Source organism: Candidatus Borrarchaeum sp. (genome assembly GCF_019058535.1).
GTDB classification, from domain to species: Archaea; Asgardarchaeota; Sifarchaeia; order Borrarchaeales; family Borrarchaeaceae; genus Borrarchaeum; species Borrarchaeum weybense.
Genome location: NZ_JAHPYX010000232.1, coordinates 1 through 12,694, shown reverse-complemented (window position 1 = coordinate 12,694; position 12,694 = coordinate 1). Strand labels below are relative to the sequence as shown.

Below are 12,694 nucleotides of genomic sequence, written 5' to 3'. Positions count from 1 at the left end.
TTGGATCAACGCCAGATACTCCATTTTTAATCCTGTCCTGAAGTTCTTCGTAAAGTTCTGTTGCTTTTTGAGTTGCTCTCGCCACATCATCGTAAAATGCAACTTGTGTCACTAAAAGTGCATCTTTACCGCTAATTGGTGGTGGATGCTCCTTTCGCGTCTCAGCAATCCTTTGCAATGCCGTTCTCTTTTCATTCACAAGTCTTATGCCTTCCTTTAATTTTTCGGCTGTGAGTTCATTACCTGTTATTTCTTCGAGTTTTACGATTAAGTTTTTCATTTCTTGCAACCAAAATTCTTTGGAATTGGCTTGATCTGGCTTTGGAGGCATTTGTATGACGTACATGGGTGTGTGTTCTTCAAGAATTTCGAACATTTTCTTCTTACCCTCGCAAGTTGTTTCTCCAATGATTAAATCGCAGACTTGGTAGTATGCACACGTCTTTTGCACCTTGAATCCCAATGATGACTTGATGAGGGCACACAAGTTTCGAGGTAGATATTCCTCAGCAGCGGGCATAGAAAACTCTGTACCTCCACAAAGACCTACTAGGATTGCATCCAATGCCAAGACAATTTCTTCAGGAACATAGACACAAAACGCTCCTATGATTTTATTACCCGCTTTTTTCGCATCTACAAGTTCTTTAGGACGAATTCCATGAATATCTGAGACAACTAAATCATAGAATCCCATCCCTTCAGGTCTGTTCGATTGAGATAAGTAGATTTTTTCATAAAGCCCTGGCAATGCATCTAACAACATGTCATGCGTTTCTAAATCCATGTCAAGATCCTGCCACATTTGTCGTTTTTTATCAGACATTATTTACACCATTGATATAGAATCTGTAAATCATACGCGTGAACTATGAGAAGAATAAATATAAGTTTTTCTAATAAGACTTATTAGAAAAATTAATATAGCGTTAGACATTTTAGAGAAGACCTTCTGAATTTTAAATGTTCAATATTTCTTCATTTTGGACGGACGTTCTCTTTTGCTTTTTTTATCCGTTTTAACCAACTTTGCGGAAGTTGTTTTATGATTTTTTCGTCCAAAGATTGTGCAGGAACAATGATGACAACGTCAGCCTCTTGATCTTCGATAACAACTCCCTGGGAAAAAATTAATGACTTTTCATGGAGAGTTTGTAACTCTTTTTTAGTAAACCGAGCAACTACGATTTTGCTTGCTCCTACTGGAAAAGCAGACAAAATAGTCTTATCTTTTAGTAGGGTTTTTTTGAATTCTTCAATGTTTAAATCGTAGACAGATTTCCTTTCAATCATACTTAAGTTTTTAATATCAAATTTATCGAAAAACGAGTTGGCAACAAAATAAACAAACTTTTCATCTGAAAATGCGTCACTAACCCAGGCATCCCATACAGAAGTATTATCAACAAATTCCAAAGAATTTCTATCCCAAATACGCATAATTGATTCTTCTTTAATACACTGGGCTGAATAGATGTACTGATGATCTGCAAAAACTCTGTAGCTAAAATAGGAATCGCCATAGAATTGTTTATGGTCCTTTTTCAAGCGAAATGTCTTTTTGTCCAAAACATAAAGTTTTGAATCAGCTCCAAAATAGATATGATTATCGTCAATTGCAACACCATGAACCCATCCACGAACTTTCTCAACGTGAACTTGCTCTAACGTTTGCTTATTCCAAATACGAACCGTCTCGTCTGAAGAACAGGAATAGATGTAATTATCGTCTGTAGCAACATCCGTGACTGGCTTCATATGACCTTCGAGAGTTCCTATGAGTTGAAGAGTTTTTTTGTCCCAAATATGCACCTTCTCATTTTGACAAGCAGCATACAAGAATTTGTCATCTAGGTGTAGTCTAAAAATTACCTTTAAATCTCCTGAAATTCTCTTAATTGGTTTAAGAGTTCTTTTATTCCAGATAATAATATCGTCCTCAGCTCCTGAATAAATCCATTTATGATCACCAGTTATGCTATTAACTACAGTGTCATGATCCTCCAAGACAGCAACTAACTCATAATCTTTTTTTTCCCATATTCTGATTGTATTATCCCCTGAGCCAGAATAAATGTACTTGTCATCTACAAAAACAGTATTTATCCATAGTTCATGGCCCTTCAATACATGAACGCGACTAAGATCCTGTTTGTTCCAAATATGAATAGTTGCATCACCAGAAGCCGAATAAATAAATTGGTCATCAACGAAAACACCCCATATAGTACTATTATGACTCTTAAGCACAGCAATTGCTTCTAATCGCTTTTTGTCCCAAATTCTGATTGTTTCATCCTCAGATCCTGTATAAAGAAAACTATCATCCACGACAAGAGTTGAAATCCACCTAGTGTGCCTGTCTAAGTAATCCACAAGAATCAGAGGTGATTGCATGACAAATCCCTAATCTTTTAAACTCAATTCAATAATAAAAGGGTGGTTCACTAACAACTAAGTTCAAATTTTTAGTGATTTGCACGTGTCGTCAATATTTATATAGTTAGAATAAGCAGCATTTAAGTTAAGGACGATTATGAAACTGAAACGTAAAAAAGAAGAGGTGGTTTCCTTAAAGATAAGTCTGTCTCAGAAGGCTAGAAAATGGCTCTCAGACAAACTGCGGAAAAGCGGTAACCTTGCATTGGTATTCTGGCTCAATGTCTCGGGAAAGTGATCTAAAACCTGTACAGCCACCCCAGAAGTTGCCCTTGTTCCAGAAAAGGATACAAAAACAAATAATCGACTTTCTCTTATTGGAAAAGTCAGCAAACTTTCCATCTATATGGATCCTAAAGTGCAGGCATTCCTTCCTGAAAAGGTTATAGTCGATGTCCGCGGTTTGACGAAACAATTATACATCCAAAAATAGACTAAAGCCATTTCTGATTTAAATGATTAAAAACGAATGATCTTTCCTTATAAACACCTTGTAGGAAAGTGACGAAGGGGGATGCGCCCCTTTTATAAAATCTTGATGATATTAACTGCTACTTTTTGATATATTACATTTTTATTCTTGAAGGTGTTTCACCCAATTAGTTCTCTTTATAGACCTACATCTGCTCATTAATTGAGGTGAAAATATGGATTGTGAAGGTATTCAGGAACGAGTAATCCGACTTTTAAGATTGAGAACAACACCAGTTGCTGTAAAATTATTGAAAAATAAGGATGAAATCCCTGCAGAAGTTGAACGGCCGAAAATCCGTCTTACAGTCTGTCAAATGGTTGCCCTTTCACGAATTCACGAAAGAGTAATAGCTGGCGGAATGGAGGAAATAATCTGTTCTTATGCGCAGTCAGTATTAGGATTCGCAGATTGGCCAGAAGATATGATATCTGGCGAAAGGCGTGCTGGAGCTAGAGTAGAAGACATAGAAGCTTCATCTAACCTTATAGGGAATATTCCAAAAATTGGAACGGGCTCTTTCGAAGCTATTGTTACCGCACCATTAGCGAAAACACCTCTTGAGCCAGATCTAATTTTATTATTTGCCAATCCTGCCCAAATGACAAGATTGATTCATGCCGCTACCTGGAAAACTGGTGAAAGGCTGTCATTTACCACTGCTGCAGAGGGCGGAACCTGTGCCGAAGGGATAGCTGATACTTATCTTAGAAATGATGTGAATATTGCGTTTCCTTGCTACGGAACGAGAAGATTTGGCATGGCTGCGGACAGCGAACTTATTTTCGGCATTCCGACAGAGAAAATTGACGAAATCATGGATGGACTTGAAAAAAGTCATGCCGTTGGTTCAACGTATCCAATTCGTGTAGAACTTGAATGTACGCCTAAACCGCCTTCATTATATGCTATCATGCGAGAAAGACCACCAAAATGAAGATATGGCGTTAACAAATTATTGATTGCCATGCAGGTTTGTCCGCTCATTTTCTTTTCTTTTTTTATTATCGGAAAACACATTCTAGATCCCAATTCAATACACTTAAAAGTATTGTTCTATTTCTCACTCCAAGAGACCACAAAAGAAATTAGATAGGAACTCGATTTCTTATTGTTTTCTTGTTTTAGAGCTCTAAACAGCCTAATATGTTTTAACTGGCAATCTTTAACAAATATTGATTCTATCGATTTCAGGAAAGGTAGTATTATGAGAAGAGAACTGATACCGCTTTACTTTACTGCCTTTTTTGCTTATTTTGCGTATATGATTGTCCCGCCGGTGCTTCCTTTGTACGCGGAACAGTTAGGGGCTAATCTTATCGAAATTAGCATTTTGTTTTCGTCATTTTTTCTTACTTATCTCTTATTCACTGTAATATGGGGATCTCTTAGCGATACTCTTCGAAAAAGAAGACCTTTCTTGATGGGCGGTCTTTTTGCTTCAGGATTTACACTTGTAGGCTATTTCTTCTCAAGAAATGTATACGAACTTATTGGTCTGAGTTTAATCAGAGGTATAGCATTTGGTGCTTTTACTCCTATAGCATTGGCTATCGCTTCAAACCTAAATGGTAAAAAGAGAGGCAGTGGCATGGGCATAATGAACGCCGCACTCTCATCAGGATGGTTTGTTGGCGCCCTTGCAAGCGGTTTTCTGGTTGAATTGTTTTCTTTATCGTTTCCTTTCATTGCAGCTGCTCTTGTTACATTTCTTGCAGCATGTATTGTTATCTTTGTTTTTTCAGATTTCAAGGCCTTAGAAACACAAGCAAATCCCAGTAATGAACCTGCAAACCTTAAAAAGGTAGTTAATGATCTGAAGCGAAGATTTACAGTGATGTTTAAAAAGGATGAATTTGTTCGAAAACGTGGACTATCAACTGTTTATATTACGCTCATACTCCGCCATGGAGGACTGCTGGGTCTGTATAGTTTATTCCCTTTGTATGTAATCGCTGTGGGCGGGACACCAGCACAGGTTGGATTACTTTATGCACTCAATATGGGGACACAAGCGATATTCATGTTCGTGATGGGACTCGGTTGCGACCGAATTGGACGAAGACCAGTAATGATAATGGGGCTTTTGGCTAGTGGACTTAGTGCGATTTGGTTTGGGCTCTCAACCACACCTGTTGCATTAATCCCATCTCAGGTTCTTGTTGCTTTCGGTTATGCATCAGTTATGGTCTCCGCTACAACCATTGTTGCAGATGTTGCCCCGAGAGAGAAGAGAGGAGAAGGAATGGGGCTTATTATGACGAGTTTAGGAATTGGTGCTACGATTGGACCACTTATAGCTGGATTCCTTGCTGAACTTCTTGGTCTCGCTATGATGATGTTTATTATGGCTATTCTACCCTTCGCTGGCCTGCTATTATTCTCTATAAGCGCTGATGAAACAGTAGATTTCAAAATCGCTGATGAAGAAACTGCATTTCATTGAACTTGGGGTAATTTCTTCCCCTTAGACCAAGCCTGCATTAATTTTCCACGTTCTTCTTCAGTTAGAGGACCGAGATCCTCGATCATTTGATGGAACGAATCAAAAACAGTTGCAAGTTTTCGCCAATCAGGAACAAAAATTCGACTAAACCATAGTCTCGAGCTATCAAGATCATAGTCGTCCTCAAGTACTTCTTGATATTCCTCAATTATTTTTTCTGCAGCCTTATGTGCTTCTGGAACAGGTCCTTCTTCTTCAGGCGCCTCTAAAAACATAATACCATCTGCTCCATTCGCGAAAGCGTAGAGGATATATGAAAGTTTCAGTCGCGCATTACTTGGAAGTGTTATGAACCTAGTACTGCTAGGATATGTTAGTCTAGAAACACCTGCAATGTCTGCCGCCGTATATACAAGTTCTTTTTCCACGAACACCAAGATTTTCAGTTCAGCCTTTGAACCTACTAGTGTCCCTTTAATCTGCGCGAGTAATTGTTCCTCAGAATATGATTGCATATCAATAGCATTCTCTGGACATATTGGAATACATAGTCCACAACCTGTACAAGCAAGATCATTGATCGTTGCTTTTTCGTCTATAATTGTAATCGCCTCTTCTGGACAAATTTCAATACATTCTCTACAGCCAGTGCATATTTCAGGTATAACATACGCTTTATTGGGATCGATTTCCTTTTTCGCGCTTACAAAATTCACAGCCTTCATGGCTGCTCCTTCGGCTTCAGAAACTGTGGTCTGTATATCTTTTGGACCTGTTGCTATTCCTGCTGCGTAAATCCCCTCCCGTTTGGTTGCTAAAGGATCAAGTTTCGGATGGCTTTCTAAAATGAATTTATACTCATTTAGTGGAATCTTTAATTTCTGTGCCAACTCCTCCGTACCTTTGCTTGGTAAAATTGGCGGACACAGCACTACAAGGTCTACTTCATTTTCTATCATCCTATTAATAAGCATGTCTTCGGCACGGACTATGAGTCTTCCATCATTATTGGGAGTCGGCATAACTTCAGATACCTTGCCTTTAACGAATTTGACTCCTAATTCTTGAGTGTGATGATAAAAGTCTTCATATTTTGTTCCTGGTGATCGAATGTCGATGTAGTGAATCCATACATCAATACCGAGTTTTCGCAGAAGTATAGCTTGTTTCTGAGCATAGAGACAGCATACAGTAGAGCAATATGGAACTCCTTCATCTTTATTTGCACCTGCTTCATTATTTCGTGATCCGGCGCAAAGCACGAAAGCAACCTTTTTTACACTTTTTCCATCGCTCGGACGAACAACTCGGCTGGTTGTTGGTCCTGTGATATCCAACATTCGTTCCATTTGTAGTGACGTAAGGATGTTTGGATGTTTGCCGTAGAGGTATCTTCCCAAAGCACTTGGGTCATATAGATCATAGCCTGTTGCTAAGATTATAGCGCCGACTTCTAAGGTCTTTTCAAGAGGTTCTTGATTAAACTCGACTGCTTCAGCAGGGCATAGTTTTTCACAGGTACGACAAATTCCGTACTTAAAATAGAGACAATTATTTTCATCGATTGTAAAAGCTTGCGGGACCGCCTGTAGGAAAGGTCGATAAGCGGCTTTTCTTTTTCCCAAACCTAGGTTGAATTCACTAGGGAGTAAAATAGGACATACGCTAGCGCAGTCCCCACATGCAGTACACTTATCAACATTAATATAGCGAGGGTTTTGCCTAATTGTTGCCTTTAAATTTCCAGTATATCCCGAGATATCCTTCAATTCTGCCAATGTTAATAGTTGAACAAGTTCTTGATCGTTTACATCCCCTAACTTGGGAGTTAAGATACACTGCGAGCAATCTAAAGTCGGAAACACTTTGGGGTATTGTATCATATGTCCTCCAATGCTGGGCTCTTTTTCGACTAGATATACATCAATTCCATTCTCTGCCACACGAAGAGAGGCTATAATTCCTGCTATTCCTCCTCCAATGACTAAAACTTTTGGAGTAACATCGATTTCTTTTGTTTCGAGAGGCACTGATTTTTCAATTCTTTTAATTCCTCCGCGAACAAGATCAGTGGCTTTTAACGTTGCACCCTCAGGATCGTGCTCATGAACCCAACTACAATGTTCTCTAACATTCACAACATCAACAAGTGCTGGATTTATACCAGCTTCTTTGAGTACTCTCTGAAATTTCTTCAAGTGCATTTTCGGAGTACAGCAAGCTAATACAAGTCTATCAAGTCCTTTCTCTTCAATAGCTCTTTTCATGGTCTCTATTGAAGGTTCGCTACACAAATACCGCTGTATTTCTATTAGTTCTGTATCCTCATTTTCAAGTAGCTCAGCTACTTTATCCACATCAACGACATCAGAAATGTTCCCTCCACATTGACAGAGATATACGCCCGTTTTTTTACCCATTTGTTTTAGCCTCTCTCTTTAATTATCATTAAAGCAAATCCAAAGTATGGGATAGAGTCCTTTCGCCTCTATATTCAGGAAGTAGAATAGGTGCTTTTCTATTAGGGATACCCGCGTCCTCTAATAAGTTCACATATTTAGTTACATGATCTAGGCTTAATTTGCCTACATTGGCATTTTGGACATAGTCTGCTGAGTAAATACCCATGCGTCTGCCATACACACAATAATCTAAAATAGAGTTACCCATCAGTCGATTCTTACCGTGAACACCGCCAGTGGTTTCACCAGCAGCAAAGAGTCCTGGAACACCTACAACTCCAGCATGTTCGTTAATTACGATTCCGCCATTCTGAAAGTGGAGCGTCGGATATACAAGGATAGGATCCTGTGTCATATCAATGTCAAACCGTTTGTACTTTAGAAACATCGCCGAAAATTCCTTTTCGATGGTGCCTTCGCCATGAAGAATATCGATCAACGGAGTGTCCAACCATACCCCAGGCATTCCAGTCGGCGTTACAAGCCCATTTCCTCTAGCACATTCTCTAATTAAAGATGCTGCTTCGACGTCTCTAGGTTCTAAGGGATATACAAACTCTTCACCATATTTATTTACTGGTTGCGCTCCTCGCCCTCGTAGTTTTTCAGTACACAGCAAGCCGAGAATTTGTTCGGGATAAGAACTTCCAGTGGGATGATATTGGACACTATCCATATCAATAATTCTCGCTCCAACTCGATTAGCCATGACTAAACCGTCAGCTGTTGCGCCATAATGATTTGTGGTCGCAAATCCCTGCACATGAAGTCGCCCAAACCCTCCAGTCGCCATTAATGTTGCTTTTGCTCGTGCAATGCTATAATCTTCCTTTTCCATATCCCAAAGAACTGCACCTGCAACTTTACCTGCATCATCCATAAGCAACTCAATAGCGCTGTTGAATTCCAGCACAGGTATCTCCAAATTGCGAACCTCGTCCATCAGGACGCGCACAATCTCCATGCCAGTGTAATCTTTTGCAGAATGCATTCTCTTTCTACAAGTCCCCCCACCTGGGGCGACAACCATGCACCCTTCCTCATCTTTGTCATACATGACGCCTAACTCTTCGTGCCATTTGATAATCATAGGAGCTTCGCGCACCAGCCACTTAACTAATTCAGGATCGTTTGTGAAATGTCCACCTCCCAATACATCAAGATAATGAAGAGATGGACTATCATCCTCACAATCAGCAGCCTGAATACCGCCCTGACTCATCTTGGAGTTCGAATCACCCAAGCGCAGCTTTGTGACGATCAAGATTCTATCGACATCAGCACCAGAATAAATCGCCCATAAAGCGGCTGTTAATCCAGCTCCACCAGCACCAATGATTAAAATATCTGCATCATAATCAATAGTCGACAAATCGATTTGTTCTGGTTGGATAAGAGGATAAGATTCGATTAAATCTGCAACTTCATTTGGCATGAGTTCTCTAGCGTTTACACCAACTTTTACTGCACGTTTGCTATCCTCTCGATAATCGGGATGGTATTTCCTTAAGATTTGCTGTCTTTCCTCAAGTGACATAAGTGGAGGAATTTCTTTTAATCGTTTCTCTCGCGTTCGTTTTACAAGCTCAATAGACTCCAACATGTAATTGGGATAACCACGTTCCATATAATTAACCCACCTTAATTTCTCGCTCCACATAGATTTTCTTTAGTTGTTCAATATCCTCTTTTGCTAACTCGATATAATTGTCAAGTTCTTCGTCAAACACGCACGCATGGATTTCTTCCACTCTTTCATGCGTAAGTTTTGCTTGTGGGGCGATATATTTTCCATATAATCGCCGTGCAAGTTGCCCAACATTATAAGGCACGATCTCTGCGGGGCATCTCATGGCACACAAACCACACTGAATACAGTCAAAACTCAAATTAGCAACTTCTTCTATGTCACCACGAATTGCTGCTTGAACGTAATCCATAACCTCTAACTCCTGTGGGCATGCCTTAGTACACGTATTACACGCCACACATCGAGCAATTTCTGGATAAAGTTCAAGCAATACGGTTCCTCTTGGTTTTAGTTTGTCCAGGTCATATTTTGCCTTCTCAGCAGGCACAAATGGCAAAATAGTCAAGTACATGCCGTCTTCCACTGCCTTTTGGCAAGCTAATGTGAAATTAAGCCTGTAGTCATCTTTAAATCGGTAAACTGTGGCGCATGCTCCGCAGTATCCGCCCCTACAGCCGATTCCTCGAATAAACCTATAACCAGCATATTCGAATGCTTTTACAATATTTAGAGTGGCAGGGACTTCAAACTCGCGTCCCATGATATATACTCTTACCATTTTCTCCGTTTCTGTTTTTTCTTCCAAATTAACCCCTCTCATTCAATTTTTAGTTCTTTAATCAAAGATGTAGGGTCGATTAGTAATTTCTCTTTAAGTAAGGGCATAGGATCAATATAATTTAGTTCCAGACCAAGATCTTCGTCTAGACCAAACGCTAGAGCCATTAACTGAGTAAAATAAAATATCGGAATCTCAATAAAGTCAGGATATTGACGTTTTATCTCTCGTTGTCTATTATCCAGATTGAATGCACAAAGAGGACAACTTAAAACTAAGGCATCCGCCCCTGAATTCCTCGCATAGGTCAATATTTTGTAGGCCAAATCGGCGACTAGATTTGGCTTGTCGACAGTATGGTAACTCCCACAACATTTGAGCTGATATGGATTATCAATTACGTCTGCTCCTAAAGCCTTAACCAAGTTTTGTAATATTGTAGGATTTTCTGGATCATCAATGCCGAATTCTTTCGGTCTTACTAGCAAGCAACCATAATACGGTGAAAGCGTTAATCCCTTGAGAGGCTTTATTACCTTCTCTTTTATTTTATCAAAGCCCATCTCCCTCAATAGTTCAAGGAAATGTAATACTTTCACGTTGCCTTGATAGTCATTTTCTCTGTACATGAATTGATTTATAGTTTTTAGTTTTTCAGGATCGTTCTTCACGAGCGCATTGGACCGCTTAAGCGTGCTATAGCACACTGAACATAAAGTAACTAACCGGGTTTCATTTATGTCTTCAACACGAATAAGATTACGTACTGGAGCAAGATGGTGCATCAAATCATCAGTAGTAAGAGAACTAACCGTACCACAACAGACCCACCGGGGAAGTTCTTCTAGTTCAATGTCTAAAACCGCAGCTGACGCTATAGCCGATTTTTCGAATCCTTCTCCTATAGTTTTGAGGGAGCACCCAGGAAAATATGGAATTTTCATAACTTACACCAGCTTATCTACTAAATTTGCGCAGGTTCGAAATAATGGCAATTTGTGGAATTTCTTGCCTTTCTTTCATTGAAAGGTCTCTAACCTCAACATAGTCTAATTGAGCTCTTAGTAGTTCTTGTCGAATGGCTTCAGCTACTTTCGCTATATCAATGCCTTTTGGACACCTAGCTACACAATTAAAACAAGACGCGCACACCCAGATGGTCTTTGAATTGATTAATTCATCTTTCAGTCCCAGTTGAGCAAATCGAACCAATGTAGAAGGCATTAGATCCATATCTGAGGATACAGGGCACGCAGAAGAACATTCTCCACATTGGAAGCACATATCGATTGGCTCGCCACTTCTCTCTTGGATCTTTGCAGCAAATTTCGTTGCTTCCGGTGAATCTAATCTGATCGTTTTAGACATTTCAAATCACCATAGGGAGTTCTACAAGTTTAATATACGGAAACACGATGCTACTTGTCCGTTGTTACAAATTATTTAAATTTTACGTTTGTCAATATGCTTTAAGTATCTAGATTTTTAAAGTTTCATATATAAACACTAGGTTTTGTTAAAGTGCCTTATCTTTCCTAATTCACAATTCAACGCGTTTTTATTCAAGAAAGAATAGTAGAAGTAATAAATATGTTAAAAATAAAGAAGAGAAGTAATTAATTGATTTACCGTTTTTTCTTTGAATTCCTTCATAGCAGTATCACACAAATTCCTGGTTGTTATTAACTTCAATTTTATTAGATATTTCATAGCCTTTTTTGGTAACATAGATACAATATTTACTAAAACTTCAATAGTCTAGTTTTCGTTCTTGTACTATTCGAACATAGTATTTACTAAAACCTGACTCTGATTTAATCAGTAAGCGAAAAGGCCCTGTGTATTTAGGAATAACGAAGCAGTACGCATCACTATCAGTTGAGCTATCATATTCAATCAAATTGCCATTCTCGTCATAGATATAGAGATCAAAATCAGTGTGTGGTTCAATTGGATTAACATAGATAGAATATTTTATCCCACTTCGTAATTCGACTCTGAAATCTTTGGTCTCTCCGTGACCAAGAGTACCTGAGGCGATTAAAGTTATCTATAACACCTCCTCTATTATAAGCATAGATAGATATAGATAGAAACGATAGGCTTCTGTATTATCATTAAAATATTTAAGTTGATTGCATGTCAGTCACCATTAAATTCTTCCTTAAAAGGTGATCAATATGGGTGAATTCTACTTAACAATGCCAATAACTGAAGAAGCGGTACGACGACTTAAAGTTGCAGATTCACTATATGTCTCAGGCACTATTGTAACTGCAAGAGATGAAGCGCATTTGAAAGCTTTAGAATTGTATGATGAAGGCAAAACACTGCCTGTTAATCTTGAAGGCATAGGAGTTTTCCACTGTGGCCCTGTGATGAAACAAAGTGAAACTGGCGAATGGACTGTTGTTGCTGCAGGTCCTACAACTTCAGCTCGTATGGAGATTTTCGAGGATAAATTCATCAAAGCGTTTCATCCCAGAATTATAATTGGAAAAGGTGGAATGGGTTCGAGAACAACAAAAGTCTGTCAAGAAGAGGCATGTGTGTACGGAGCATTTAC

General features: G+C 39.1%; 10 protein-coding genes. 3 read left to right on the top strand and 7 right to left on the bottom strand.

From position 1 onward, the window contains the following. Window positions 1-826 (bottom strand): 2-hydroxyacyl-CoA dehydratase family protein (locus tag QVB70_RS14200; RefSeq protein WP_287587541.1); only part of this gene is annotated, 826 nt, incomplete at its 3' end. 152 nt (window positions 827-978) lie between these two features. Beyond that, entirely contained in the window at window positions 979-2,397 is a 1,419-nt protein-coding gene (locus QVB70_RS14195) for a WD40 repeat domain-containing protein (protein WP_287587539.1), read from the bottom strand. A gap of 689 nt (window positions 2,398-3,086) precedes the next feature. On the opposite strand from QVB70_RS14195, the gene QVB70_RS14190 reads away from it, so the two are divergent. Beyond that, entirely contained in the window at window positions 3,087-3,848 is a 762-nt protein-coding gene (locus QVB70_RS14190; protein WP_287587536.1) for a DUF169 domain-containing protein, read from the top strand. Window positions 3,849-4,118: 270 nt separating this feature from the next. Next, window positions 4,119-5,357: an MFS transporter gene (locus tag QVB70_RS14185; protein WP_287587534.1), complete on the top strand. Its 1,239-nt coding sequence runs from the start codon at window positions 4,119-4,121 to the stop codon at window positions 5,355-5,357. On the opposite strand, the gene QVB70_RS14180 is transcribed toward QVB70_RS14185, so the two are convergent. From QVB70_RS14180 to QVB70_RS14160, 5 genes are read right to left on the bottom strand one after another with little or no spacing between them, the layout of a single operon-like run. Further along, complete coding sequence (locus QVB70_RS14180; RefSeq protein WP_287587532.1) at window positions 5,351-7,777, bottom strand: hydrogenase iron-sulfur subunit; 2,427 nt, start codon at window positions 7,775-7,777, stop codon at window positions 5,351-5,353. The genes QVB70_RS14185 and QVB70_RS14180 overlap by 7 nt on opposite strands. Window positions 7,778-7,805: 28 nt before the next feature. After that, complete coding sequence (locus QVB70_RS14175; RefSeq protein WP_287587529.1) at window positions 7,806-9,446, bottom strand: FAD-binding protein; 1,641 nt, start codon at window positions 9,444-9,446, stop codon at window positions 7,806-7,808. A gap of 4 nt (window positions 9,447-9,450) precedes the next feature. Next, complete coding sequence (locus tag QVB70_RS14170; RefSeq protein WP_287587527.1) at window positions 9,451-10,155, bottom strand: 4Fe-4S dicluster domain-containing protein; 705 nt, start codon at window positions 10,153-10,155, stop codon at window positions 9,451-9,453. A gap of 11 nt (window positions 10,156-10,166) precedes the next feature. Further along, window positions 10,167-11,072, bottom strand: coding sequence for a CoB--CoM heterodisulfide reductase iron-sulfur subunit B family protein (locus QVB70_RS14165; protein WP_287587523.1), 906 nt, complete (start codon window positions 11,070-11,072; stop codon window positions 10,167-10,169). Window positions 11,073-11,085: 13 nt separating this feature from the next. Beyond that, window positions 11,086-11,496, bottom strand: coding sequence for a 4Fe-4S dicluster domain-containing protein (locus QVB70_RS14160; protein ID WP_287587520.1), 411 nt, complete (start codon window positions 11,494-11,496; stop codon window positions 11,086-11,088). Between the two features lie 812 nt (window positions 11,497-12,308). Between QVB70_RS14160 and QVB70_RS14155 the strand changes: the two genes are divergently transcribed. Then, on the top strand, window positions 12,309-12,694 hold a 386-nt coding region (locus tag QVB70_RS14155; RefSeq protein ID WP_287587513.1), incomplete at its 3' end, for a fumarate hydratase C-terminal domain-containing protein.

What these genes read in the sequence shown, in the direction of transcription:
- QVB70_RS14190 (WP_287587536.1), top strand. Translation starts at nt 3,087, where the DNA reads ATGGATTGTGAAGGTATTCAGGAACGAGTAATCCGACTTTTAAGATTG.
- QVB70_RS14160 (WP_287587520.1), bottom strand. Translation starts at nt 11,496, where the DNA reads ATGTCTAAAACGATCAGATTAGATTCACCGGAAGCAACGAAATTTGCT.
- QVB70_RS14195 (WP_287587539.1), bottom strand. Translation starts at nt 2,397, where the DNA reads ATGCAATCACCTCTGATTCTTGTGGATTACTTAGACAGGCACACTAGG.
- QVB70_RS14185 (WP_287587534.1), top strand. Translation starts at nt 4,119, where the DNA reads ATGAGAAGAGAACTGATACCGCTTTACTTTACTGCCTTTTTTGCTTAT.
- QVB70_RS14165 (WP_287587523.1), bottom strand. Translation starts at nt 11,072, where the DNA reads ATGAAAATTCCATATTTTCCTGGGTGCTCCCTCAAAACTATAGGAGAA.
- QVB70_RS14175 (WP_287587529.1), bottom strand. Translation starts at nt 9,446, where the DNA reads ATGGAACGTGGTTATCCCAATTACATGTTGGAGTCTATTGAGCTTGTA.
- QVB70_RS14180 (WP_287587532.1), bottom strand. Translation starts at nt 7,777, where the DNA reads ATGGGTAAAAAAACGGGCGTATATCTCTGTCAATGTGGAGGGAACATT.